This window comes from Frigoribacterium sp. VKM Ac-1396 (assembly GCF_015350895.1).
In the GTDB taxonomy this organism is placed as follows: Bacteria; Actinomycetota; Actinomycetes; order Actinomycetales; family Microbacteriaceae; genus Frigoribacterium.
Window position 1 is genome coordinate 322,075 of the sequence record NZ_JADKSD010000002.1, and the last position, 25,104, is coordinate 347,178.

The 25,104-nt window shown below is 71.1% G+C and carries 18 protein-coding genes; 14 read left to right on the forward strand and 4 right to left on the reverse strand.

Annotated elements, in window-relative coordinates:
• The first annotated feature begins 30 nt into the window (after nt 1-30).
• On the forward strand, nt 31-2,451 hold the full coding sequence (locus ITJ55_RS08610) for an ATP-dependent helicase (RefSeq protein ID WP_194595015.1): 2,421 nt from the start codon (nt 31-33) through the stop codon (nt 2,449-2,451).
• A 107-nt stretch (nt 2,452-2,558) separates the two neighbouring features.
• Here ITJ55_RS08610 and ITJ55_RS16520 read toward each other — a convergent pair whose 3' ends face one another.
• Nucleotides 2,559-2,885 carry an FHA domain-containing protein gene (locus tag ITJ55_RS16520; RefSeq protein ID WP_194595016.1) on the reverse strand — a complete coding sequence of 109 codons (327 nt, stop codon included), beginning with the start codon at nt 2,883-2,885 and terminating at the stop codon, nt 2,559-2,561.
• Nucleotides 2,886-3,452: 567 nt separating this feature from the next.
• Here ITJ55_RS16520 and ITJ55_RS08620 point away from each other — a divergent pair.
• From ITJ55_RS08620 to ITJ55_RS08645, 6 genes are all read left to right on the forward strand, one after another.
• Nucleotides 3,453-3,746 carry a WXG100 family type VII secretion target gene (locus tag ITJ55_RS08620; RefSeq protein WP_056260739.1) on the forward strand — a complete coding sequence of 98 codons (294 nt, stop codon included), beginning with the start codon at nt 3,453-3,455 and terminating at the stop codon, nt 3,744-3,746.
• Nucleotides 3,747-3,825: 79 nt separating this feature from the next.
• On the forward strand, nt 3,826-4,122 hold the full coding sequence (locus ITJ55_RS08625) for a hypothetical protein (protein ID WP_194595017.1): 297 nt from the start codon (nt 3,826-3,828) through the stop codon (nt 4,120-4,122).
• Nucleotides 4,123-4,160: 38 nt separating this feature from the next.
• Nucleotides 4,161-5,387, forward strand: a complete 1,227-nt coding sequence (locus ITJ55_RS08630; RefSeq protein ID WP_370544149.1) for a putative T7SS-secreted protein — start codon at nt 4,161-4,163, stop codon at nt 5,385-5,387.
• A gap of 688 nt (nt 5,388-6,075) precedes the next feature.
• A complete protein-coding gene (locus ITJ55_RS08635) occupies nt 6,076-6,696 on the forward strand; it encodes a hypothetical protein (RefSeq protein WP_194595019.1) in 621 nt (206 codons plus the stop codon).
• 35 nt (nt 6,697-6,731) lie between these two features.
• Complete coding sequence (locus tag ITJ55_RS08640; RefSeq protein WP_194595020.1) at nt 6,732-7,322, forward strand: hypothetical protein; 591 nt, start codon at nt 6,732-6,734, stop codon at nt 7,320-7,322.
• Entirely contained in the window at nt 7,319-11,779 is a 4,461-nt protein-coding gene (locus tag ITJ55_RS08645; protein ID WP_194595021.1) for an FtsK/SpoIIIE domain-containing protein, read from the forward strand. The genes ITJ55_RS08640 and ITJ55_RS08645 overlap by 4 nt, the downstream gene beginning before the upstream one ends.
• A gap of 17 nt (nt 11,780-11,796) precedes the next feature.
• Here the strand turns inward: ITJ55_RS08645 and ITJ55_RS08650 are convergent, their stop codons facing one another.
• The 3 genes from ITJ55_RS08650 to ITJ55_RS08660 all read right to left on the reverse strand — a co-directional run bounded on the left by ITJ55_RS08650 (nt 11,797) and on the right by ITJ55_RS08660 (nt 14,582).
• Nucleotides 11,797-13,740: a thioester domain-containing protein gene (locus tag ITJ55_RS08650; RefSeq protein WP_194595022.1), complete on the reverse strand. Its 1,944-nt coding sequence runs from the start codon at nt 13,738-13,740 to the stop codon at nt 11,797-11,799.
• A gap of 155 nt (nt 13,741-13,895) precedes the next feature.
• Complete coding sequence (locus ITJ55_RS08655) at nt 13,896-14,129, reverse strand: hypothetical protein (RefSeq protein WP_194595023.1); 234 nt, start codon at nt 14,127-14,129, stop codon at nt 13,896-13,898.
• Nucleotides 14,130-14,171: 42 nt separating this feature from the next.
• Entirely contained in the window at nt 14,172-14,582 is a 411-nt protein-coding gene (locus ITJ55_RS08660) for an ester cyclase (RefSeq protein ID WP_056259609.1), read from the reverse strand.
• A gap of 211 nt (nt 14,583-14,793) precedes the next feature.
• On the opposite strand from ITJ55_RS08660, the gene sucC reads away from it, so the two are divergent.
• The 7 genes from sucC to ITJ55_RS08695 all read left to right on the forward strand — a co-directional run bounded on the left by sucC (nt 14,794) and on the right by ITJ55_RS08695 (nt 25,034).
• Entirely contained in the window at nt 14,794-15,957 is a 1,164-nt protein-coding gene (gene sucC, locus ITJ55_RS08665; protein ID WP_194595024.1) for an ADP-forming succinate--CoA ligase subunit beta, read from the forward strand.
• A gap of 15 nt (nt 15,958-15,972) precedes the next feature.
• Nucleotides 15,973-16,860, forward strand: coding sequence for a succinate--CoA ligase subunit alpha (gene sucD / locus ITJ55_RS08670; RefSeq protein ID WP_043594275.1), 888 nt, complete (start codon nt 15,973-15,975; stop codon nt 16,858-16,860).
• A 191-nt stretch (nt 16,861-17,051) separates the two neighbouring features.
• On the forward strand, nt 17,052-18,431 hold the full coding sequence (locus ITJ55_RS08675; RefSeq protein ID WP_194595025.1) for a DUF6350 family protein: 1,380 nt from the start codon (nt 17,052-17,054) through the stop codon (nt 18,429-18,431).
• A gap of 78 nt (nt 18,432-18,509) precedes the next feature.
• Nucleotides 18,510-19,103: a phosphoribosylglycinamide formyltransferase gene (gene purN, locus ITJ55_RS08680; RefSeq protein WP_056259606.1), complete on the forward strand. Its 594-nt coding sequence runs from the start codon at nt 18,510-18,512 to the stop codon at nt 19,101-19,103.
• On the forward strand, nt 19,100-20,764 hold the full coding sequence (purH, locus tag ITJ55_RS08685; protein ID WP_194595026.1) for a bifunctional phosphoribosylaminoimidazolecarboxamide formyltransferase/IMP cyclohydrolase: 1,665 nt from the start codon (nt 19,100-19,102) through the stop codon (nt 20,762-20,764). Before purN ends, purH begins: the two co-directional genes overlap by 4 nt.
• Nucleotides 20,765-21,255: 491 nt before the next feature.
• Nucleotides 21,256-23,088 (forward strand): ABC transporter ATP-binding protein, encoded by a 1,833-nt coding sequence (locus ITJ55_RS08690; RefSeq protein ID WP_194595027.1) that lies wholly within the window; start codon nt 21,256-21,258, stop codon nt 23,086-23,088.
• Nucleotides 23,085-25,034, forward strand: a complete 1,950-nt coding sequence (locus ITJ55_RS08695) for an ABC transporter ATP-binding protein (RefSeq protein ID WP_194595028.1) — start codon at nt 23,085-23,087, stop codon at nt 25,032-25,034. Before ITJ55_RS08690 ends, ITJ55_RS08695 begins: the two co-directional genes overlap by 4 nt.
• The last annotated feature ends 70 nt before the right edge of the window (nt 25,035-25,104 follow it).

The window sequence follows — 25,104 nt, forward strand, 5'->3', positions numbered from 1 at the left end:
GTCGGTGGTCGCGCTTAGACTCGACGGGCCATGACGATCGTGCTCGAGCCCTCTGACGCTGCCGGCGGTTCCGGCGACCCCCTGACCGCCGGTCTCAACCCCCAGCAGAAAGAGGCGGTCGAGTACCGCGGGCAGTCGCTGCTGATCGTGGCCGGTGCCGGCTCGGGCAAGACCAGCGTGCTCACCCGCCGCATCGCCGGGCTGTTGGCGACTCGCGAGGCCTGGCCCAGCCAGATCCTCGCCATCACGTTCACCAACAAGGCCGCTGCCGAGATGCGCGAGCGCGTGGCTCACCTCGTGGGTCAGGCCGGCGAGGGCATGTGGATCAGCACGTTCCACTCGGCGTGCGTGCGCATCCTGCGGCGCGAGGCCGAGCAGTTCGGCTTCACCAAGAGCTTCACCATCTACGACTCGGCCGACTCGCGGGCGCTGCTCAAGCGAATCCTGAAAGAGCTCGACGCCGATCAGCTCGGGCTCACCGTCAGCATGGCGTCGGGCAAGATCTCGAAGCTCAAGAACGAGCTCAGCGACGTCGAGTCGTACTCGCGCCAGATCAACATGAACGACCCGCAAGAGGTCATGTTCCTCGAGATCTTCCGGCAGTACACCCGCGAGCTGCAGCGGGCCAACGCCTTCGACTTCGACGACCTCATCGCGCAGACCGTCTACCTGTTCCGTGCCTTCCCGCACGTGGCAGCGCAGTATCAGCGACGGTTCCGGCACATCCTGGTCGACGAGTACCAAGACACCAACCACGCGCAGTACTCGCTGATCCGCGAACTGACCCGGCCCGTGCAGGCCGACCTCGTCGACGAGCTCGAGCGCGGCGGCCAGTTCGTCCAGTCGATGCGCGACGGCAGCGGCGGCATCCCCGGGGCGTCGCTCACCGTGGTCGGCGACTCCGACCAGTCGATCTACGCGTTCCGCGGCGCCGACATCCGCAACATCGTCGAGTTCGAACGCGACTTCCCGAACTCGAAGGTCATCCTGCTCGAGCAGAACTACCGCTCGACGCAGAACATCCTCGACGCGGCCAACGCCGTCATCTCGAACAACTTCGACCGCCAGGCCAAGAACCTCTTCACCACGGTCGGCGCGGGCAGCAAGATCGTCGGGTTCACCGGCTACACCGGTCACGACGAGGCCCAGTTCGTCGCCGACGAGATCGCGGCGCTGCACGAGTCCGGCACCGACTACAAAGACATGGCCGTCTTCTACCGGACCAACTCACAGACGCGTGCGCTCGAAGAGATCTTCATCCGCTCGGCCATCCCGTACCGCGTGCTCGGTGGCACCAAGTTCTACGAGCGCGCCGAGATCAAGGACGCCATGGCGTACCTGATCACCGTCGCCAACCCGGCCGACCCGCTGGCGCTCCGTCGCATCATGAACGTGCCCAAGCGCGGCATCGGCCCGGCCACCGAGACCGCGATGCAGCGGTGGGCCGACACCAACGAGGCGCCGCTGCGTGACGCGATGCGCAACGCCGGCCAGCTCGGTCTCGGCCCGAAGGTGACCGGCGCGATCACCGGTCTGGCGAAGCTGCTCGACGACGTGCAGGCGACGGCCGCGACGGCACCCGTCCACGAGATCTTGACCACCCTGATCGAGGGCAGCGGCCTGGTCGAGGTGCTGCGAGCGTCACGCGACCCTCAAGACGAGGCCCGCGCCGAGAACATCGACGAGCTCGTCGCGGTGACGAAAGAGTTCCAGAAGAACAACCCCGACGGCACGCTGCTCGACTTCCTCACCGAGGTCACGCTGGTCGCGGCCGCCGACGACCTCGACGACACGAGCGGAACGGTGTCGCTGATGACGCTGCACACCGCGAAGGGGCTCGAGTACGAGGCCGTCTTCCTCACCGGGGTCGAAGAAGACCTGCTGCCGCACCGCATGTCGGCCAGCGAGCCGGGCGGTCCGTCCGAAGAGCGACGGTTGTTCTACGTGGGCATCACCCGCGCACGCCAGCGGCTCTTCTTGTCGCTCGCGATGACGCGGGCGCAGTTCGGCGAGGTGAACGTGGCGATGCCGTCGCGTTACCTGCAAGAGATCCCGGTCGAGCTGATCGACTGGAAGCAGTCGCCCGGCATGGCCACCAGTCGCGGGGGCACGCAGCCGCGCGCGCTCAACGCGCGTGGCGAGGGTGGCGACGGCAACCGGGGTGCGACGCCGCGCGCGTCGGGTGGCTACGGCTCGGGCAGCTACGACCGGGCCACCGCAGCGGCCAAGACGAAGCCGAAGACCGAATGGGCCAACCGGGTCACGGGCACCGTGCGCGACAACGGCGACATGGAGCTCGAGGCCGGCGACCGCATCTCGCACGTCGACTTCGGCGAGGGTCGCGTCATGGCCGTCACCGGCATCGGCGCCCGTCGCATCGCCGAGGTGCTCTTCGACGGGGCCGGCCGCAAGAAGCTGCTGATCAAGGTCGCGCCGATCGAGAAGATCTAGCGCCGGCGGCCCGGCGCCCGTCAGCTCGGGCGCATCAACGCGGCCGACGCCGCCGACCAGGGTCGGAGCCCGGGGTGATGCCTGCAGTCACCTGTCGGGCCGTCGGCTCACGCCTCGCCGTGAGTCGGGGCGTCCGGGCGGCGACGGACGACGGTCGCCGCGTGGTCGCCGATCGACAACAGCGACCCGACCCTCACGCGTACGGGGGTGTGCGCCTCGAGTTCGGTGACCTCACCCGTCGTCGACACCAGGGTCGTGCCGTTGCCCGAGCCCAGGTCGGTCACCCAGACGCCCCCGTCGGCACCGATCACGACCGAGACGTGGTGGCGCGACAGCGACCGTCCCGGGTCGTCGAGCGCCACGACGACGGCGCCGGCAGGCGGGGGCGGCGGCTGGTCCGTCCGGCGACCGACGACGACCGCCCGCGCCGTCACGGGCACGACGCTCTGATCGGGGAGTCGCAGGCCGTAGTGCCTCGGGCGCAGCGCCGTCGCCTCGAGATCCGGTCCCCCCGGCGACCTCTCGTCGAACGGTCTCTCGGCGCAGGGTGACGCCGGTGGTCGCGGCGACGCTGGAGGCGGTGTCGGGGCTCCGACGGTCGGTGCGTGCGGTGTGGCGGCGGACGAGGGTTCGACGGGCACCGTGCCGCGGGTGACGGGAGTCGCGCCGACCGGACTGCCCCGATCGATCGTCGGGGAGGTAGGCGGGACGAACCCCGAGGAGGCGCGGGGCGGGGGAGGAACCGACGTCACGATGGTCGCGGGCGGCTCGAGGGGCAGGGTGGTGATGCGCGAGAGCAGCCCTGCGGCCCGCTGCTCACGAACCGTCTGGGCGGTGACCACCGGGGGCTCCGTCGGGCGCTGCTCGCGCCTCCTGCGCTCGTTCTTCTTCCGCCCCATGTCGACTCCGATCTGTGGACAACCGTCACGCAACCTATCAGGCATGACATATTGGTTGTGATCGACCGACCGGTCGACGTCACGAACGAGAGGGAGCACCTCATGGCCAATGTCACCGTCACCTACGACGACCTGCGCACGCAGGCCACGCAACTGCGCAACGGGCAGCGCGCGATCGAAGACCAACTCGGGCAGATGAAGTCGCAGATCGACAACCTCGTCGGCTCGGGCTACGTCACCGACAAGTCGTCGAAGGCGTTCGACTCGACGTACACCGAGTTCACGACCGGGGCGTCCAAGACCGTCTCGGCGGTCGAGAGCATGGCGGCGTTCCTCGAGAACGCGGCCAGCACCCTCGAGGGGGCCGACCAGCAGCTCGCCAGCAGCCTGGGCTGACCGACGCACGACCGGGGTCGAGGCGGGTCGTGCTGAGGCACGTCGCGCCTCGGCCTCCCGACACGAGGGGAGGAACCTCATGGCTCGATCGAGCCTGAACATCGACGGGGCCGGTCTCGAGGCGTTGCTCGGCGACCTCGACCGGGTACGGACCGATTTCGAGACCGCCGACTCGTCGGCACAGCTCACGGCCGAGGCCTGCGGGCACGCGCGGCTCGCCGCGAAGGTCACCTCGTTCGCGACGAACTGGAACGACCGGCGGGCGCAGCTCGCACGGCAGATCACCGAGCTCGGCGAGGCGCTCTCGACGATCGACCAGACCTTCGCCGAGGTCGACGGCGAACTCGAGGGCACCCTCGTGGGTGGCGACCGGTGACGGCCGGTGTGCTCGCCGCGGTGGCGGCCGATTCGCTCGTGGGGGTCTCGGGTGATCCGGGGGTGGTGAACTCCATGGCTGACCACTACGAGTCGGTGGCGGCGTCGATCCGTGGGGCGGCCACCAGGCTGCGGTCGCTCGATGCGGGGTCGTCGTCGAGTGACGCCCTCGACGCGTTCCTCGCCAAGGCCCAGCAGGTGTCGGCGAGCCTGGGCAAGGCCGAGGGTCGTTACGGCGAGACGGGTTCGGCGTTGAAGACGTACGCGTCCGAGCTCTCACTCGCACAGGAGGCCGCGGCGCCGGCCCTGGCGAACCATCGAGACGCCGTCGACGACCTCGCTGCAGCCGAGAGGCTGGTCGAGCGGTACGAACAGCTGGCCCTGGTGGCGACCGACGAGGTGACGAAACAGGAGCACCTCGACCAGGCTGTGGCCCAGCGGGCCAAGGCCGATGACGCTGGGGGCCGCGTCGCCCTCTACGCGAGACGACTCGCCGACGCGCACGCGTCCGTCGAGACCGCCGCGACCGTCGCCATCGCCAGGATCGACGACGCCACCGACGACGGCCTCGACGACACCGTCTGGGACGACCTCGGCGGCGCCTGGGACGCAGGCTTCGCCGCCTTCCAGACCTGGATGGAGGAGAACGACTCGTGGATCAGCGGTTTCATGGATGTGCTCACGATTCTTGGCGAGCTCCTCGCAGCTCTGGCATTCATCGTTCCCGGGCTGAACGTCGTGGCGGCGATCATCGCCGTCCTTGCGTTCGCCATCACGGCAGCCCGGGCGAGTGCAGGTACAGCGACTCTCGGAGATGTCCTTCTAGCCGGGTTGTCCATGGCGACCATGGGGATAGGTGGTGCTGCGGTCGCCTCGGCTCGCGCAGGGATGAGAGGCATCGCTTCCGCGCGAGCCGCGGGTCTCGTAACTCACGGCGGAGTCTCTCGTGGATCTGCGGCGGCCTGGGTGAGCAAGAGTTGGTCGAGGGCTCAACCCGGGTTGGGGGACTGGACCCTCGTGAAAGCGCTCGGCGACAGCGATGTGGCAAGGATGCTGCACTTTCTCCGGTCGAGCAGGCCGGGCGCATTCGCGGATGACGCCGAAGAAGTCGCCACCATCATGCGCAAGCTCAACATCGCCCGGGGCATCCAGGCGATCGACCACGCTCTGACCACGCGCGACGTCTTCGACGTCCTGCTCCCCAGAGGTATTCACGATGCGCCTTCAGCAGCAGCCTGGAGAACTAGTGATGGGGGCACGTTATGAGTTCGGGTCGCCGTGCCGCGGATGTCTCAACGCGAATGCTTGTCTCGCGCGGACTACCACTCCTAGCGGGGATCGTGGGCATCGCATCACCCGTCTACTTCCAACTCGCACGACTCGTCTTTGGATGTCTAGCGCTGCCTAAGGGGGGTGACTTCCGGACCAATCCTGGGGGAGGCCCCCTCTTTCAGTCCGCCGAGGGCTGGCCTCCGTTCGTTCTGCCTTCGGGTCCTTTCTGGCTCACGAGCGTTGCCCTGTTGGCCCTCGTTGTGGTCGTCTTCCTCAGGCGTGCGGAGTCTCTCGACTTTGCACTCCAGCCCTTTGTCCTGTCCTTTTGGTGTGGTCTTGCTGCTTTCTATTCGTTGGCCCATTCGCTCTTCTTCGTCGACCTGGACGCGTGGCCCCGAGACTCATTCGTCGCAGCGTTCGTGTTGGCGGCGGAGTGCCTCGCGTTCTTCATTTTGGGGATACTGCGGACGGTCGAGTCCTTCCTCGTCAAGCGTGAGCGCAGGTGCGCGAAAAGTACGGTGGAGTTTCGGGCAGTACATGGCGGAGTGACTCACCGGGACAAGTCGTGAGCGCCGCGGGGTACGTGGGGCGGACGGCTGGGACGGTGGCGGCGTCGTATTCGATCGTCGTGCCTCCGGGGTTCGTCCGGGTGCCTGGGGGTCTCGATGCCCGAGAGGCAGCCGTGGTCGTCGCTGCGCAGCTCGGTGAGCCGGCGGAGTCCGAGGCCGGGGCGGCGACCCAGGACTGGCGGCTGCGGTTCGGGTCGGCGCTCGGCCGCGCGCTCGCTGCCGACATCCACGGTCGGGTGCTCGACTCGTACCTCACCGCGGGACCGCTGCCCGGCACCGACGTCGTCTGTTCCATCGTCGTCGCCACGGTGCCCGTCACCCGGTCAGGGCACGCCGATCTCGACCGGCTGTTGCTGCGGAGGGTCGCCACTCACGGTGCAGAACCGTTCGTTCTCGCGGGTGACCCGGCCGTCGTGTGGGACGGCTTCGGCGGCGACACCGCGTCGGGCGGCAAGAGCGACGGAGGTGAGGGAGTCGCCAGCCTGACACCGTTGCGCCGCCGAACCGTGCTGGCGCGGATCGCCGGCCACGACGACCGGCTGATCAGTCTCGTCCTCACCGTCGGAGTGGCAGCCCGTGCCGAGGCTGCTCCTGGTGACGCCGACGCCGACACGGACGCCGACGGGAGGGGACGCATCGCCGACGCCCTCGTCGACGTCTTCGACGCCATGGTCAGCACCTTCCGCTGGCGCGACGCCGAAAGCCGCCTCGTCACCGACCGACCTCTCGCCTGAACTCCTTCCACCGCGACAGAAAGCGACCTCGCACCATGACCGACCGCGACCACGACCTCGACCTGCTCATCGGGCACGATCCCGAGGTCTGGGTGCCCCTGCCGGCCACCTGGCCACACGACGGGCACCGAGCGCCGCGCTCGTGGATCAAGGCCACCGTGCGCGCCGTGGCCGAGCGGTCCGAGGGGGCGACCCGCGCCTCCCGGTCCTGGCTCACCGAAGTGCTCTCGGCCCTGGCGCGCTGGTCGCCGGCCGACGAACGCCGGTACCTCTACCTGCCCGACATCGCCACACCACCGAGCCTGCTGCGGGTGCAATACGGCTTCGCCCAGGGCGACCGCGACACCGCCCTGCGAGCCATGGTCCTCGAGAGCGACCTCGCCCCGATCGAGCCTCCCGTCGTCGAGGAGATCGAGACGACCGACCTCGGTCGAGGCCTGCGGGGCGTGCGGTACTCGGCCGTGGACGGCGACGACGGCCTCTTCGCCACCCTCGTCTACGCCTTCCGAGCCGAACCGTACGACGTCCGCATCAGCTGTCAGGTCGGCGGCCCCGAAGGGGTGCCCGCCATGCTCGTCGAGGTCGACCACTTCGCCGACGGCATCAGCGTGGTGCCGGCCGAGTGAGACTCGCGCTCACCGTCCTGCACGTCCCCACGGGGCGCCGGGCCGATCGCTCCGTCGTCGTCGACCCCGAGACCACCGTCGGCGAGGTCGCGACACACCTCGCCTCGACCCTCGGGTTGGCGTCCGACACCCCCGGGCCGACCCCGGGCAGCCTCTCGGTCGACGGCATTCCGGTGGAGTCCGGTGCCCGCCTCCGTTCGGGCGTCCTACTCGACGGTGCCGTGCTCGGACTCGGCGGCCCCGCACCTCACCACCGCCTCCCCGACGACCTGCCCACGATCCGCGTCATCGGGGGCCGAGGTGCCGGCACGATCCACGTCGTCGACGTCGGCATCGTGCACGTGGGCACCGGACCCGACGCCGGCGTCCGCCTGGACGACGACCGCGTGCCCCCGATCGTCGCGTCGATCGAGCTCGACGGTGCCGGACGCTTCTCGCTGACCCCGACCGCTTCGGCATTCGCGGAGCCCGACGACGACGCCCGCGGGCCGCTCGTCCTCGTCGATCGAGTGCCGGTCCGCGGCACCGCCGCCGTCGACGAGCACTGCGTGATCACCATCGGCGACACCCTCCTCGTCGTCGCTCCGGCGGGGCACCCGTCCGCGGCGATCACCGTGAGCGACGGGGGAGGCACGCTCGACCACGCGCGTCCCCCGCGCCTCCTGCCGGAGCCCCCGACCACGTCGTTCCGCTACCCCGCCGAGCCCCAGCAGGGCACGAAGCGGCCCCTGCCGATCGTGGCGGCTCTCGCGCCGATGCTGATGGCGGTGGTGATGGTGAGCGTGTTCGGGAACGTGGCATTCCTCGCCTTCGGGCTCATGTCGCCCGTCGTCATGATCGGCAACCACCTCTACGACAAACGCAACGGCAAGGTGTCGCACCGACGGCGGCTCGCGGACCACCAGGCCACCAAGGAGGCGGTGGCGGCGGACGCAGAGAACGCCGTGCGACAGCTGCAGCGCGAGTTGCGACACCTCAGCCCCGACGCCGCGACCGTGCTCGACATCGCCGTCCGGCGTCGATCGCGACTGTGGGAGCGCCGCCGCGACGACCCCGACCACCTGCGCGTCAGGATCGGCACCGCGGACCTGCCCTCGGGCGTCACCACCGAGGACCCCGCCGAACTCGAGCACCGTCGGACGGTGGCCCGCCCTGCCGTCGACGTCCCCGTGACCGTCGACCTGGGTGACCACGGGGTCGTCGGCGTCGCCGGCAGGCCCGAGCACGCCCGCCCCCTGGTCGCCTGGATGCTCGCCCAGCTCGCCGTCGCCCAGAGCCCCCGCGACGTGCGCTTCGTGGTCCTGACCGAGCAGGCTGCGGCCGACCACTGGTCCTGGCTCGCCCACGTGCCCCACGCCCGACCCGACGACGGACGACCGGCTGCCGTGTGGTTGGGCACCGACGCCGAGACCGTCGCCCGGCGGATCGCCGAGCTCGGGGCCGAGATCGACGGCCGTCAGCGAGCGGCCCGCGAGTCGGCGGGAGCGCTCCGCGTGGCGACCGACGTCGTGCTCGTGGTCGACGGGGCGAGGCGACTGCGCACCCTGCCGGGGCTCGTCCGCGTCCTCCGGGACGGACCGTCCGTCGGCGTGCACGCGGTGTGCATCGACTCCGAACGTCGCTCGCTCCCCGAGGAGTGCGTCGCCGTCGTCACCTGTGGCACCACCCGGCACTCGCTCGACGTGCACCGGACCGCCGACGTGCGCGAGGTCAAGGCCGACCTGCTGCCCGCCGGCTGGTTCGAGGCCGTCGGACGAGCCGTGGCCCCGGTGGTCGACGTCGACGATGGTGGCGGTGCCGCCGGGCTGCCGGCACGATCGCGCCTCCTCGACGTCCTGCAGCTCGAGCCTCCCACGCCCGAGGCCGTCCTCGAGCGCTGGTCGCACACGGCCCCCACGACCGAGGTCGTGATCGGCGAGAGCCTCGACGGCCCGTTCTCGTTCGACCTGCGGCGGGACGGCCCGCACGGTCTCGTCGCCGGCACGACCGGGTCGGGCAAGTCGGAGCTCTTGCAGAGCATGGTCGCGTCGCTCGCCGCCGCGAACACGCCCGAGTCGATGACCTTCGTCCTCGTCGACTACAAGGGTGGGGCCGCCTTCCGGGACTTCGAGGCCCTGCCCCACACCGTCGGGATGGTCACCGACCTCGACACGCACCTCGTCGAGCGTGCCCTGCACTCGCTCGGGGCCGAGTTGCGTCGGCGGGAGCACCTGCTGGCCGACGTCGGCGCGAAAGACCTCGAGGACTACGTCGAGGGAGCACGCGGGCCGGCTGCGCGACCGCCGCTGCCGCGCCTCCTGATCGTCATCGACGAGTTCGCGAGCATGGTCCGCGAGCTGCCGGACTTCGTGACGGGCCTGGTCAACATCGCCCAACGGGGACGATCCCTCGGAATCCACCTCGTGCTCGCGACCCAGCGACCGACCGGCGTCGTGACCGGGGACATCCGGGCCAACACCAACCTGCGAATCGCATTGCGGGTGACCGACGCGGGGGAGAGCACCGACGTCATCGACGCGGGGGACGCCGCCGGCATCGCCAAGTCGACGCCGGGTCGGGCCTTCGTGCGCCTGGGGGCACGTGCGCTCGTACCGTTCCAGGCGGGGCGCGTCGGCGGGCGGCGTCCGGGCGCGGTCGCCGAGGTCGTGCCCGAGGTGTGGTCGAGTCCGCTCGGCTGGGAGGACCTCGGGCGGGTCGCCGCCGAGCCGCCCCCGCGCACGTCGACCGAGTCGGTCGAACGCACCGACCTGGTCGAGCTCGTCGCCGCGCTCGCCGCGGCCAGCGACCGTCTCGGCATCGCCCGTCCGCATCGTCCCTGGCTCGACGCGTTGCCCGAACGGATCGTCCTCGAGGACCTCGACGCACCCGGGCTCGGCGACGACGACGAGGTCGCCCTCGACGGAGATCTGCCCGTCCTGCCCTTCGGACGCCAGGACTTCCCGGCGGAACAGCGTCAGTCCGCGGCCGTCCTCGATCTGCAGACCCTCGGGCACCTCTTCGTGGTGGGAGCCCCGCGCACTGGACGGTCGCAGGTGCTGCGGACCGTCGCGGCGGCGATCGCCGACCGGACGAGCTGCGCCGACGTCCACCTCTTCGGCATCGACTGCGGCAGCGGGGCCCTGCTGCCGCTCGAGGCCATGCCGCACGTCGGAGCCGTCGCGCAGCGGGCCCAGCTCGACCGCGTGCGCCGTCTGCTGACCAAGCTCGTCGACGAGACCCACCGTCGACAGCAGGTGCTCGCCACGGGGGGCCACGCCGGCGTCGTCGAACAGCGCCGGGCCGTGCCCGAGGCCGACCGGCTGCCACACCTCGTCGTCATGATCGACCGCTGGGAGGGCTTCACCGGCAGCTTCGCCGAGATCGAGCACGGCGCACTCGTCGACCAGGTGGGGCTGCTGCTGCGGGAGGGCGCCGCGGCGGGGGTGCACGTGATCGTCACGGGCGACCGCCAGCTCGTCGCCGGACGGCTCGCCGCCCTCGTCGACGACAAACTGCTGCTGCGGTTGACGGACCGGGCCGACTACGCCCTCGCCGGGTTGACCCCCCGGGCCGTGCCCGACGTCGTGCTCCCGGGCAGGGGATTCACTGCCGAGAGTGCGGTCGAGACTCAGGTCGCCCTGATCGCGGACGACCCCACGGGGCAGGCTCAGGCCGAGTCCCTGCGCCGACGCGGGGTCGCGGCGGCCCACCGTGACCGCCACGTGCCCTCGGGGCGCAAGCCCTTCCGCGTCGACCAACTGGCCGGTCCGATCACGTTCGACCAGGCCTGGTCCCGACGTGTCGAGGAGGACCCGTCCGGCCTCTTCGCCCTCGTCGGCGTCGGCGGTGACGACCTCGTGCCGATGGGCCCCGACCTCGCCGAGGGGCCGGGCAGCTTCGTCGTCACCGGGCCGCCGAAGAGTGGCCGCAGCAGCGTCCTGGTCGCCATGGTGCGGTCGATCACCGCACAGGGCGTCGGGGTCGTCGTCGTGGCACCACGTCGCTCGCCGCTGCGTGAACTCGAGGGCGCACAGGGCGTCGTGGCGACGATCACGACCAGGGCCGTCGAGGCCTCGAGTCTCGCAGCGCTCTTCTCCCGAGAGGACGGTCAGGGCGGTCCCCGCGTGCTGGTCGTCGACGACGGCGAACAGCTCAAGGACTGCCCCGCCGCCGAGTGGCTGGTGGAGTTCGTGCGGTCGTGCCCCGACACCGGTCGTGCCCTCGTCGTGGCGGGCACGACCGGCGAGGTGTTGGCGGGGTGGGCCGGGTGGCAGGTCGACGTGCGGAACAACCGCTGCGGTGCCGTGCTGAGCCCGCAGCTGCCGAACGAGGGGGAGCAGGTCGGCATCCGTCTGACGAAGGCCGACCTCACGGATCGGGCGACGCCGGGGGTCGCGGTCGTGGACGACGGGACCGGGCAGGCGGTGAGGGTGCAGGTGCCGTTCGACCCGGTCGGTCGACCGCCGACCGCGTCGTGACGCCCGCACCCGGCGGCTCATCGCGCGTCACCGACCCCGAGGGCGGACGGACGGTCGCTCGGCCGTGCGATCGACGCGGCGCCGGTGGCGACGCCCGAGCGTCGGCGCCTCCTGACGTGGAGCACGCCCGCCGTCGCCACCAGGACGACCCCGGTGCCGACGATGCCGAGGGCGACCAGCAACGCCTGCCCGCCGCCGTCCGACCCGGTGAAGGCGAGGCGGGCCGGGACGACGGGGGCTTCGGTCGGGGCCGGCTGACGGACGGTCGTCATCTCGCTCCGGTGCACCGTGGTGTCGGCGAAGGCCGGGACGACCTGGCTGCCGTCTTCCGCTGCCGGTGATCCGGCGGACGAGAACACGAACACGTACGTTCCGGGCCGGTCGAGCGTGATGCACGGCGTGTCGTACGTGCCGTCGTCGCCGACGACCACGGCCTCGCGGGCCACGACGAGGCTCGGGTCGATCCGGTCGATCGGCCCGAGATCGCTTCCCGCCTCGGGGGCGTCGTCGAACGGCCCGACGAGCACCGACTCGACCTCGACGCCGCCGGGGACATCGGGGTGGAGGTCGGCGACCGTGAGGGCGTCGCTGACGCAGGTGCCGGGGTCGACCTCGGCCTCCGACACCGTCGTCGAGACGGACGGAGCCCAGGGGACGAACGTGGTCTCGGTCGCCGTACCGAAGGGCGAGCGCCACGAACCGACCCGGTCACGGCCCGCCTCGACCGGGGTGTCGGCCGGGTCGATGGTCTCGACCCAGGTGTAGTACCCGCCGGACGGCAGGTCGCAACCGGGCGTCGAGTACGTGCCGGGACCGTCGAGCACCTCGAGGGCTACTTCGCAGACGACCGGAGCGTCCTCGGGCCAGTCGTCGGCCTCGACCACGGGAGCGAGGAAGGGCCCGAGCAGGCGACTGCGGACGGTCACCGGCACGGCCAGCCACGTGCCCGCGTCGTCGTAGCGACCCCACTCGGAGAGGAGCCCCTCGCCGGGGCGGACGTCGAGGGTGACCTGATCCGTCACCGTCGTGCCGGTCTCGGCGATCGTGTCGCTGGTCTGGGTCACGATCCTCGGCTGGAAGGGCAGGGGTGACAGCTGCTCGACGCTGGCAGCCTCGGAGGCCGAGGCCGCCACCCCGCCCGAGAACAGGATCATCTGCGACCCGGCAGGGCTGTTGCCCACGGTCGTGACCCTCCCGTAGGGCAGGTCGTCGAACCGGACCGTCGCCCTCACGGTCAGGCGCGCCTGGTCGCCGGTGGCCGTCACGGGCACCGATTCGGCGTTTCGGACGGAGGTCGTCGTGGACCCGTCCGCGAAGACGGCGCCGTCGAGCGTGACGGTGCCCTCGTGCGACGGTTCGAGCAGAGTGGGGCCGCCCGTCACTCGGTCGACCGTGAGGACGGGGCGGACGAGCCCCGTTCCGTCGGCGGCGAGCTCGACGGTGATCGAGGCCACGACCGACTTCGACGCGGAGGACGACGCCTCGGCGAGCATCTGGTTCGCCCGCTCGAGCACGATGGGCCAGCGCTCGTTGGCGCGGCCCGCGTAGTAACGCTGCGTGTGGCCGTTCAGCCCGGTGATCGTCCAGACGGCGAGCTGACCCGCGGCCGCCGTGTCGGCGTCGGTCGTGCCGCCCCAGGTGCGGGCGATGTAGGCGAGGCGGGCGTGGTCGTCGGTCGAGACGCCGATGACGTCGCCGCCGGTGGTCGTGTCGTAGTGGTTGCCCACGGGCGAGGTCTTGCCGGCTTCGAGGCAGAACGCCTGGGTGCCGTCGTCGAGCCGGTAGGTGCCGAGCCACGAGACGCCGTCACCCCGCCACAGGTGCCCGACGCCGTGCCCGGTGCCGGTCACGGCGGCGGCCGGGGCCTGGCCGAGGAAGCCGGCGGCGACGGAGAACAAGAGGACGAGGGCGAGCGCGAGGCGCCGTCTGGGGGGCCGGAGGGCGTTCGTTGGTGATGTCATGCACCGACGATCGGGCAGCGACCCCGGCTGCCGAGGCCGGCACCGCGCCTCCTGTGCACGGATGACGACGGCGACCCGCGGTGGAGGAGTCGTGACGCGACGACGCCCCCGTCGCGAGCTGCGGCGGGGGCGTCGTCAGACGGTGGTGACCGAGGTCACTCGGTCTCGTCGAGGTCGATCTCGTCGCCCTCGAGGTCGTTCGAGGCGTACTCGGGCGAGCCCTCGCGGGGTGCGCCGCCGGTGGGGCCGTCGTTGCCCTCGCCGACGCCGGGGAAGACCGTCTCGCCCGCGACCGCGTCGTTCGTCGCGATCTGCTCGGACTCGGCGAACTCGTCGGCCTGGTCGTACGGCTGGTCACCCGACGAGGCGGGGGTGTTGGTGTCGCTCATGGTGCGTCCTCTCGAAGGCGGTGCGGGGTGGTGGGGAGTGGCTCAGGCCAGGCCGAGCTGCTGCTTCAGGCCGGCCTCGTCGGTGGCGCCCCAGCGCTCGACGAGCAGTCCGTCGTCGTCGAAGCGACCCACCTGGATGCCGCGCACGGTGAACGACTTGCCGGTCGCCTCGGCACCCTGGAACGTGCCGGTGTGCGTGCCCGAGATCGTGAAGACCGCGGTGACGTTCTCGTCGTCGGCGACGAGCGTCTCGACCTGGAGGTCGGCGTCGGGGAAGGCCTCGAAGAACTCGGTCCAGAAGGCCTGGATGCCGGCGAGGCCGGCGGGTGCGTCGGGGGCCGGGTCGTGGTCGACGACGTCGGCGTGGAAGCCCTCGCCCAGGCGGTCGATCTCACGGGCGGTCAGGATCTCGCCGATGCGCTGCTGGGTGGCGACGTTCTGCTCTTTCGACATGCGTGTCTCCGTTTCTCGTTCTGTCGGGATGCCTCTCGTCTACTCCCCAGCCGCGGGCGAGCCCTCGATGCTCACAGCAGACGCGACGCTCGGCGTACCCCTCGGGTCGCCCGCTAGGCTGACCGCTGGCCCATTGTCTTCATGTCGAGATGGCTCGATGTCGAGACGGATCATGGTGAGACGACGCAGAGATGCGGATTGGAAGAACAGCGTGGATCTTTTCGAGTACCAGGCCAGAGACCTGTTCGAGCAGTACGGCGTGCCCGTGCTGCCGGGCATCGTGGCCGACACCCCCGAGGAGGCGCGGGCAGCGTCCGAGAAGTTGGGTGGCGTCACCGTCGTCAAGGCCCAGGTCAAGGTCGGCGGCCGCGGCAAGGCCGGCGGCGTCAAGGTGGCGAAGACCCCCGACGACGCCGAGGCCGCAGCGAAGGACATCCTCGGGCTCGACATCAAGGGTCACGTCGTCAAGCGCGTGATGATCGCGGGCGGTGCCCAGATCGCGCAGGAGTTCTACTTCTCCGTGCTGCTCGACCGGGCCAACCGCTCGTACCTGTCGCTCTGCAGCGTCGAGGGCGGCATGGAGATCGAGCAGCTCGCCGTCGAGAAGCCCGACGCCCTCGCGCGCGTCGAGGTCGACCCCCGCTCGGGCATCGACCTGGCCAAGGCCACCGAGATCGCGAAGGCCGGCGGGTTCCCCGACGAGCTGATCGAGAAGGTCGCCCCCGTGCTGGTCAAGCTCTACGCGGTGTACGAGGGCGAGGACGCCACGCTCGTCGAGGTCAACCCGCTCGTGCTCACCGAGCAGGGCGACATCGTCGCCCTCGACGGCAAGGTGTCGATCGACGAGAACGCCGAGTTCCGTCACCCCGGCCACGCCGAGCTCGAGGACGCCGACGCGGCCGACCCGCTCGAGGCCAAGGCCAAGGCTGCCGGGCTCAACTACGTGAAGCTCGACGGCGAGGTCGGCATCATCGGCAACGGCGCCGGGCTCGTCATGTCGACGCTCGACGTCGTCGCCTACGCCGGTGAGGCACACGGCGGCGTCAAGCCCGCGAACTTCCTCGACATCGGCGGCGGAGCGAGCGCCGAGGTCATGGCGGCCGGGCTCGACGTCATCTTGGGCGACGCCCAGGTCAAGAGCGTGTTCGTCAACGTCTTCGGTGGCATCACCGCCTGTGACGCGGTCGCCAACGGCATCGTCGCCGCCCTGGGCATCCTCGGCGACGCGGCCACCAAGCCGCTCGTCGTGCGCCTCGACGGCAACAACGTCGACGAGGGTCGACGCATCCTGGCGGAGGCGGCGCACCCGCTCGTCACCGTCGTCGCGACCATGGACGAGGCGGCCGACAAGGCCGCCGAGCTGGCTTCGAAGTAAGGACTGCACAGAACAATGTCGATCTTCCTCAACAAGGACAGCAAGGTCATCGTCCAGGGCATCACCGGCGGCGAGGGCACCAAGCACACCGCCCTGATGCTCAAGGCCGGCACGCAGGTCGTGGGTGGCGTCAACGCCCGCAAGGCCGGCACGACCGTCACCCACGGTGACGTCGAACTGCCCGTCTTCGGCACCGTCACCGAGGCCGTCGCCGAGACCGGCGCCGACGTCTCGATCGTCTTCGTGCCGCCGGCGTTCGCGAAGGACGCCGTCGTCGAGGCCATCGAGGCCGAGGTCCCCCTCGTCGTCGTCATCACCGAAGGCATCCCCGTGCAAGACAGCGCCGAGTTCTGGGCGCTCGCCAAGGCCAAGGGGGGCACGACGCGCATCATCGGCCCGAACTGCCCCGGCATCATCACGCCGGGCGAATCGCTGGTCGGCATCACGCCCGCCTCGATCTCGGGCTCGGGTCCGATCGGCCTCGTCTCGAAGTCGGGCACCCTGACCTACCAGATGATGTTCGAGCTGCGCGACCTCGGCTTCTCGACCGCCATCGGCATCGGCGGCGACCCGGTCATCGGCACCACCCACATCGACGCCCTCGAGGCGTTCGAGGCCGACCCCGACACCAAGGCGATCGTCATGATCGGTGAGATCGGCGGCGACGCCGAAGAGCGGGCCGCCGACTACATCAAGGCGCACGTCACCAAGCCGGTCGTCGGCTACGTCGCGGGCTTCACGGCCCCCGAGGGCAAGACGATGGGCCACGCCGGCGCGATCGTGTCCGGCTCGGCCGGCACCGCCCAGGCCAAGAAAGAGGCCCTCGAGGCGGCAGGGGTCAAGGTCGGCAAGACGCCGAGCGAGACCGCGGCGCTGCTCCGCGAGGTCTACGCCTCCCTCTAGGGGGCGACCCGCGCCTCCTCGTCGGGCGTGTTCGCCGTGACGGGTCGTCTTCGGACGCTCGGTCACGGCGGACACGCCCGTCGTCGTCTGCGCGGTGACCGGGCGTCGTCGCGGGCGTGGCCGCCGATGTCGCCGTCGCGGGCGGCGGGGCAGCAGGCCGGCCACGGTCGGCACCGGTACAGTCGCTCGCGATGAACCGCCCAGTCACCGCCCTCTTCGCCGCGCTCGAAGCCCTGCTCGTCGTGGGCGTCGGCGTCGGCATCCCCCTCGTCGTGCTGACCTCGCTCTGGGCGTTCCAGTACGGGTTGCAGATCGACTGGATCGTGTTCTGGCGGGCGGCCGTCGACTCGTGGCTCGTCGGCCACGGCGCCGACCTCACCCTGCAACTCAGCGCCGACGCCGCGGCCGCGACGGGCGTCACCGGTGCCGACGCCCCCATCGTCGTCTCGCTGGCGGCGATGGGCTTCGCGGCGCTCACCGTGCTGATGGGCGTCCGAGCCGGCCGGGCCGCGGGTGAGACGGCGCACCGCGTGACGGGCGTCCTCGTGACGATCGGCACCGTCGCCCTGCTCTCGCTCGCCCTCACGGCCTCGGCCCAGCACGAGCTCGCCCGCCCCTCGCTGTGGCAGGGGACGCTGCTGCCGACGCTCGTCTACGCGGTGCCCGTCGTCGCCATGGCCGAGGTGACCCGGCGCCGTCGCGGAGAACCTGCCGACCCGGTGACGGGTGCCGTGGTCGGTCTGCTGTCGCGACTGCCCGGGCAGGTGACCGGCATCGCCGCGGCCGCCCTGCGCCTCGGCGCGACCGCCGCCGCGGCCGTGCTCGCCGCCTCGGCACTCGTCGTCACGGTGCTGATCGTGACGAGCTACGCCGAGGTCATCACGCTCTACGAAGGGGCTCACGGAGGGTTCCTCGGGGGGCTCGCGTTGACCGTGGGCCAGCTTGCCCTGATCCCCGACGTCGTCGTCTGGGCGGCGTCGTGGCTCGTCGGCCCCGGCTTCGCCATCGGCACCGGGTCGTCGATCTCTCCGCTCGGCACCGCGGTCGGGCCGATGCCCGCGATCCCGCTGCTGGGAGCGCTGCCGACGGCGGATCTCACGTTCGGCTTCGTCGGCCTGCTGGTGCCGGTCGTCGCGGCCTACGTCTGCGTCACGGTGCTGAGGCCGCGGCTGCAGCGCATGCTCGCCGGTCACGGGGTCGACGACCTGCTGCACCGGATCGCCACCGCGGTCGTCGGCGGCCTCGTCGGCGGAGTGCTGCTCGGGCTGCTCGCCTGGGCCGCATCGGGGTCGGCCGGGCCCGGACGGCTGACCGAGGTCGGACCCGACCCGCTGCTGGTGGGCGGGTTCGCCGCGCTCGAGTTCGCCGTCGCGGGAGCGCTGGCCATGGTCGTCTCGCCCCCGAGGTTCGTGGGCGACCGAGCCGAGAGGCCGACGTCGTCGACCGACGAAGCCCCGACCCGTGACGCCCGGCGTGACGCCGAGCCAGCGACCGCGTCCGCGACCGAGCGTGCGTCCGCGGCGAGGCCGGACGGCGACGACACCGAGCGCATCGAGGGCCTCACGCGCTGATCGCCCTGCGGCGGATCGGGTCCCCGGCAGCGGATGGGCCGCCCCCGGGCCGATCGCCCGGCCCGCTAGGCTTGCCGGGTGCTGAACCTCGTGGTGCTCATCTCCGGTGGTGGCTCGAACCTCCGGGCGCTGCTTGAGGCGGCGAGCGACGCGGAGTACCCCGCACGGGTCGTCGCCGTCGGGGCCGACCGCGAGGCCGACGGCTTCGAGCACGCCGAGCACTTCGGGGTGCCGACGTTCTCGGTCTCGTTCTCGAACTTCGCCGACCGTGCCGCCTGGGGCGACGAGCTGCTCGCGCAGATCCGGCAGTGGCAGCCCGACCTCGTGGTGCTCAGCGGATTCATGCGACTCGTGCCGCCGCGGGTCGTCGCGGCCCTCGCCCCGAACCTGATCAACACGCATCCCGCGTACCTGCCCGAGTTCCCCGGGGCGCACGGCGTGCGTGACGCGCTGGCGGCCGGCGTCGAGCAGACCGGGGCCAGCGTCATCGTCGTCGACGAAGGGGTCGACAGCGGGCCGATCCTCGCGCAGCGCCGGATTCCCGTGCACCCCGGCGACGACGAGTCGTCGCTGCACGACCGCATCAAGGTCGTCGAGCGCGAACTGCTCGTGCAGACCGTGCTCGACATCGCCGACGGAACGATCTCTCTCGAACAGGAGCCCACCGCATGAGCGGCCACGTCATCGACCCCAGCCTCTACCGCGACCGTGACGCCGTGCCCGTGCGGCGGGCGCTGATCAGCGTCAGCGACAAGACCGGACTGCTCGACCTCGCGGCCGCCCTGTCGGCGGCCGACGTCGAGATCGTCTCGACCGGGTCGACCGCCCAGACCATCCGCGACGCCGGCCACGCCGTGACCGAGGTCAGCAGCGTCACCGGGTTCCCCGAGTCGCTCGACGGCCGCGTCAAGACCCTGCACCCCGCCGTGCACGCGGGCATCCTCGCCGACCTGCGGCTCGAGTCGCACGAGGCCCAGCTGGCCGAGCTCGACATCGCCGCCTTCGAGCTGGTCGTCGTCAACCTCTACCCGTTCGTCGAGACCGTGGCGTCGGGTGCCGACGTGCCGACCGTCATCGAGAACGTCGACATCGGCGGGCCGGCGATGGTGCGTGCCGCCGCGAAGAACCACGCCAACGTGGCGATCGTGGTGTCGCCGACGAACTACCCGCAGGTCGTCGAGGCGCTCTCCCTGGGCGGCACGACCCTGGCCCAGCGTCAGCGTCTCGCCGGCGAGGCCTTCGCCCACACGGCCGCGTACGACACGGCCGTCGCCCAGTACTTCGCCGCACACGTGGGCGTGCGCGACGAGGCCGACGCGTCCGCCTCGGCGACCGGCGCCTCCTCGTCCTCCGTCGACCCCGAGGAGGCGCGGGCCGGCTTCGACCCCCGGGTCGAGGTCTCGGGCGAGCTGCAGCACACCCTCCGCTACGGCGAGAACGCGCACCAGGCCGCCGCGATCTACGCGACGCCCGGGGGGCACGGCATCGCCCAGGCGACGCAGCTGCACGGCAAGGAGATGTCGTACAACAACTACGTCGACGCCGACGCCGCCCTCCGTGCCGCGTTCGACTTCGACGAGCCGGCCGTCGCGATCGTCAAGCACGCGAACCCGTGCGGCATCGCCGTGGCCTCGCCCGACGCCGTCGACGCCGTCGCCGACGCGCACCAGCGGGCGCACGCCTGCGACCCCGTCTCGGCGTTCGGCGGCGTCATCGCGGCCAACCGCGCCGTGACGCGCGCCATGGCCGAGACGGTCGCCGACATCTTCACCGAGGTCGTCATCGCCCCGGGGTTCGAGCCCGAGGCCGTCGAGATCCTCAGCCGGAAGAAGAACGTCCGCCTGCTGACGCTGCCCGCCGGCTTCGCGCGAGAGGCGCGCGAGGTCAAGCAGATCTCGGGTGGCCTGCTGGTGCAGGACGCCGACGGGTTCGACGGCTTCACGTCCGACGGGTGGACCCTCGTCGCGGGTGACGAGGCCGACGCCGCCACGCGCGCCGACCTCGAGTTCGCCTGGAAGGCCTCGCGGGCCGTCAAGTCGAACGCGATCCTGCTCGCCTCGGGCGGCGCGTCGGTGGGCGTCGGCATGGGCCAGGTCAACCGGGTCGACTCGTGCCACCTCGCCGTCGACCGCGCCGGTGCCCGAGCCGCCGGGTCGGTCGCCGCGTCCGACGCGTTCTTCCCCTTCGCCGACGGGCTGCAGGTGCTGCTCGACGCCGGGGTCACCGCCGTGGTCCAGCCCGGCGGCTCCATTCGCGACGACGAGGTCGTGGCCGCGGCCCAGGCGGCCGGCGTGACCATGTACTTCACGGGCGAGCGTCACTTCTTCCACTGAACCGCCGACGGCGCGGCCACCCGGCGGCGCCTTTGCGGTGCCTCGCCGGCCACCCGGCGGCGCCTCGGCGTCCCTCGTGGACGGTTCAGGAGGCGCGGTCCGAGACGGTTGCAGATCCGAACGATTCAGTCTTGCGGCGGAGTCGTCGACACGCATATCCTGTAAGGCTGCTTGCAGCCGGTCGACCCCGACCGCACGGACGGACGACGACACTCAGGAGGACATGATGACGACGACGACACTGACCACGGTGGGCACCGCCACCGACGGTGCTCGCGTGGGTCGCGCCTCCTCGGCGTCTCCGAGCCCGGCGCCGATCGGCTAGACGAGACGGCCCGCCGCCCACCGGCACCCCTCCCACACCCCCTCCCGGCGACCATCCCCGGGCGGGGCCGCGCGTCCTCCCCAGCGACCGCGACACCACCTAATCTCCACAACGGGTCACGGCTCGGCGCCGTCATCCGTGCCAGATCACGACACTTGGATCACCCATGTCTCAGCAGTCCCCGTCCACCCGTCCTCCCGATCGTGAGGGCCGACCCTCGACGGTCCGTGCCCTGGCGCGCCTCCACCCCTACGCGCGGCTCGCCTACCCGCGGCTGGCCCTCGGCCTGGTCGCGTCGCTGATGGCCGCCGTCGTGGCGTTGCTCATCCCGCTCGTGCTGCAACTGCTGGTCGACGGCCCGTTGTCGAGCGGCGACCGGTCACAGGTCTGGCCCGCGTTCGGCGTCGTCCTGGCCCTGGGCGTCGTCGAGGCCCTGATGATCGGCACGCGTCGACGCATGGTGCTCACGCCGAGCACCCGCGTCGAGGCGACCATGCGCAACTCGCTCTACGCCAAGCTGCAAGACCTGCCGGTGGCCTTCCACGACCGCTGGCAGAGCGGGCAGCTGCTCAGCCGGTCGGTCAGCGACCTCAGCCTGATCAGGCGGTGGCTCGCCTTCGGGCTGCTGCTGCTGATCGTCAACCTGGTCACGATCGTCGTCGGGTTCGTCGTGCTGTTCTGGTACAGCTGGGTGCTCGGCCTGATCTTCGTCGTGGCCTCGCTGCCGGTGTTCGTCGTCAGCTTCGCCTTCGAGAAGCGCTACTCGGTCGTCGCCCGTCGCAGCCAGGACCAGGTCGGCGACCTCGCGACCAGCGTCGAAGAGAGCGTGCACGGCATCCGCGTGCTCAAGGCCTTCGGCCGGGGCAAGCACTCGCTGCGCGAGTTCGTCAAGCAGGCCGAAGACCTGCGCGGCACCGAGATCGAGAAGGCCAAGGCCATCTCGAAGCTGTGGCTCTGGCTGCTGCTCGTGCCCGACGTGGCGTTCGCCCTCTGCCTGCTCGGCGGCATCGGGCTGGCCGCCGACGGCCAGCTGACGGTCGGCCAGTTGTTCGCGTTCTTCGCCACGGCGACCGTGCTGCGCTGGCCGGTCGAGTCGATCGGGTTCTTGCTGTCGATGACCTTCGACACCCGCACCGCCGTCGACCGCTACTTCGAGGTGATGGACACCGAGAACGCCGTGACCGACCCCGCCCGGCCCAAGACGATCGCCGAGCCCCGGGGGCGGCTCGAGTTCGACTCCGTGCACTTCCGGTACCAGGACTCCCCGGCGCAGTACGACGACCTCGTCAACGGGGTCGACCTCGTGCTCGAGCCCGGCGAGACCATGGCTCTCGTGGGGCTCACGGGCTCGGGCAAGACGACGCTGCTCTCGCTCGTGTCGCGGCTCTACGACGTCACGGGCGGTCGTGTGCTGATCGACGGGGTCGACGTACGCGACCTCACGAGAGAAGAGCTGCGCCGGCACATCGGCATGGCGTTCGAGGACGCCACGCTCTTCAGCGCGTCGGTGCGCGACAACGTCATGCTCGGCCGCCCCGACCTGGTCGACGACCCGGCCGAGGCGGACCGCGTGATGCGCGAGGCCCTCGACATCGCCCAGGCCGACTTCGTCGAACGCCTGCCCGACGGGGTCGACACGCGCGTCGGTGAAGAAGGGCTCAGCCTGTCGGGCGGACAGCGTCAGCGACTCGCCCTCGCCCGCGCCATCGCGGCCCGTCCGGCCGTCCTCGTGCTCGACGACCCGCTGTCCGCGCTCGACGTCGACACCGAGGCGCGCGTCGAGGCCGGCCTCCGCCGGGTGCTCGCGTCGACGACGTCGCTGATCGTGGCCCACCGGCCCTCGACGGTCACCCTGGCCGACCGGGTCGCGCTGCTCGAGAACGGGCGCGTCACCGCGGTCGGCCGACACTCCGACCTGCTCGCGGCCAACGAGCACTACCGCTACGTCATCTCGTCGCTCGACGACGACACGAACACCCGAGAAGAGGTGCTGGCATGATCGACGCGACCCTCGAGGACGACCGTCCCGACCGCCCCACGACCGCCGGCGACGCGTCGGCGTCCGACCCCACGGCACCTGTCGAGCACGAAGCGCTCGACGGCCGCACCCCCGCCGAGAAGCGCGCCGAGCAGGGCTCGACGACCGAGGGCGTCCGCGGTGAAGAACGTCAGGACTTCACCACGGCCGAGAGCAAGCGCCTGCGCCGACGCTCGCTGCGACTGCTCGGGTCGCTCGTGCACCCGCTGCGGTGGCGCCTGGCGCTGATGGGCGTCGTCGTCGTCATCAGCACGGCGTCGCAGGTCGCGGGGCCCGCCCTCATCGCGATCGGCATCGACCGGGCCCTGCCCGCCCTGATGGACCAGCAGGACTGGGTGCCCGCGATCATGGTCGTCGTGGTCTACCTGATCACCGGCGTGATCGGTGCCGTGCTCATGGCGCAGTACACGGTCCTCTCGGCCCGCATCAGCCAGGCCATCCTGATCGACCTGCGCAAACGGCTCTTCCTGCACACCCAGCGGCTCAGCCTCGAGTTCCACGAGACCTACACGTCGGGCCGCATCATCTCGCGGCAGACCAGCGACCTCGACTCGATCCGCGAGCTGCTCGACTCGGGCATCAACCAGCTCGTCTCCGGCCTGCTCTACATGGTCTTCACGGCCATCGCGCTGGTGAGCCTCGACGCCCAGAGCGGGCTCGTGCTCGCGGTCGCCCTGGTGCCCTTGTTCGCCCTGACGCGCTGGTTCCAGGTGCGGTCGCAGAAGCTGTTCCGGGCCACGCGCGTCGCGAGCGCGCGGGTGATCGTGCACTTCGTCGAGACCATGACGGGCATGCGCGCCGTCCAGGCGTTCCGCAAGGAGAAGCGCAACGAAGACGAGTACGCCGGCCACGTCGAGGAGTACCGCCAGGCGAACGCGAAGGTGTTCACCCTGTTCGGCACGTTCGACCCCGGTCTCGTGCTGATCGGCAACGCGACCCTCGCGGTGGTCGTGCTCTGGGGCGGGTTCCGGGTCATCGACGGCTCACTCGAGGTGGGTGCGCTGCTCGCGGTCGCGCTGTACGCCAAGCGGTTCTTCGACCCGGCCGAAGAGATGGCCATGTTCTACAACGGCTACCAGTCGGCGTCGGCCGCGCTCGAGAAGATCTCGGGCGTGCTCGAAGAGCAGCCGAGCGTGCCCGACCCGACGCGACCGGTCGACCTGTGGGACGCCAAGGGGCAGGTGCACTTCGACGACGTCGAGTTCGCGTACAACGCCGACACGGTCGTGCTGCCCGGGTTCGACCTGCACGTGCCGGCGGGGCAGACCATCGCCCTCGTCGGCTCGACCGGGGCAGGCAAGTCGACCCTCGCCAAGCTCATCTCGCGGTTCTACGACCCCACTCGGGGTGCGGTGACGCTCGACGGCGTCGACCTGCGCGACCTGCACCCGAAAGACCTCCGACGCGCCATCGTCATGGTCACGCAAGAGGCCTACCTCTTCTCGGGGTCGGTGGCCGACAACATCTCGTTGGGCAAGCCCGACGCGACGCGTGACGAGATCGTACGGGCGGCCCAGGCGGTCGGTGCGCACGAGTTCATCGAGGCACTGCCCGACGGGTACGACACCGACGTGAACAAGCGCGGCGGGCGGGTGTCGGCCGGGCAGCGCCAGCTGTTGTCGTTCGCGCGGGCGTTCATCGCGAACCCGAGCGTGCTGATCCTCGACGAGGCGACGGCGTCGCTCGACATCCCGTCCGAACGCATGGTCCAAGAGGCTCTGCAGACCCTGCTGTCCGATCGCACCGCCGTGATCATCGCCCACCGGCTGTCGACGGTCGCGATCGCCGACCGGGTGCTCGTCATGGAGCACGGCAAGATCGTCGAGGACGGCACCCCCGACGACCTCATCGCGGGCACGGGCCGCTTCGCCCAGCTGCACGCGGCCTGGCGCGACTCGCTGGTCTGAGGCAGGCAGGCAGGCAGGTGGGCCCGCCTGCCGCCTGCCGCCCGCCGCCTGCCGCTCGGGCTCGGCTAGC

What these genes read in the sequence shown, in the direction of transcription:
- ITJ55_RS08695 (WP_194595028.1), top strand. Translation starts at nt 23,085, where the DNA reads ATGATCGACGCGACCCTCGAGGACGACCGTCCCGACCGCCCCACGACC.
- ITJ55_RS08660 (WP_056259609.1), bottom strand. Translation starts at nt 14,582, where the DNA reads ATGTCGAAAGAGCAGAACGTCGCCACCCAGCAGCGCATCGGCGAGATC.
- ITJ55_RS08675 (WP_194595025.1), top strand. Translation starts at nt 17,052, where the DNA reads ATGAACCGCCCAGTCACCGCCCTCTTCGCCGCGCTCGAAGCCCTGCTC.
- ITJ55_RS08625 (WP_194595017.1), top strand. Translation starts at nt 3,826, where the DNA reads ATGGCTCGATCGAGCCTGAACATCGACGGGGCCGGTCTCGAGGCGTTG.
- ITJ55_RS08690 (WP_194595027.1), top strand. Translation starts at nt 21,256, where the DNA reads ATGTCTCAGCAGTCCCCGTCCACCCGTCCTCCCGATCGTGAGGGCCGA.
- ITJ55_RS08640 (WP_194595020.1), top strand. Translation starts at nt 6,732, where the DNA reads ATGACCGACCGCGACCACGACCTCGACCTGCTCATCGGGCACGATCCC.
- ITJ55_RS08650 (WP_194595022.1), bottom strand. Translation starts at nt 13,740, where the DNA reads ATGACATCACCAACGAACGCCCTCCGGCCCCCCAGACGGCGCCTCGCG.
- sucD (WP_043594275.1), top strand. Translation starts at nt 15,973, where the DNA reads ATGTCGATCTTCCTCAACAAGGACAGCAAGGTCATCGTCCAGGGCATC.
- ITJ55_RS08655 (WP_194595023.1), bottom strand. Translation starts at nt 14,129, where the DNA reads ATGAGCGACACCAACACCCCCGCCTCGTCGGGTGACCAGCCGTACGAC.
- ITJ55_RS08620 (WP_056260739.1), top strand. Translation starts at nt 3,453, where the DNA reads ATGGCCAATGTCACCGTCACCTACGACGACCTGCGCACGCAGGCCACG.
- purH (WP_194595026.1), top strand. Translation starts at nt 19,100, where the DNA reads ATGAGCGGCCACGTCATCGACCCCAGCCTCTACCGCGACCGTGACGCC.
- ITJ55_RS08610 (WP_194595015.1), top strand. Translation starts at nt 31, where the DNA reads ATGACGATCGTGCTCGAGCCCTCTGACGCTGCCGGCGGTTCCGGCGAC.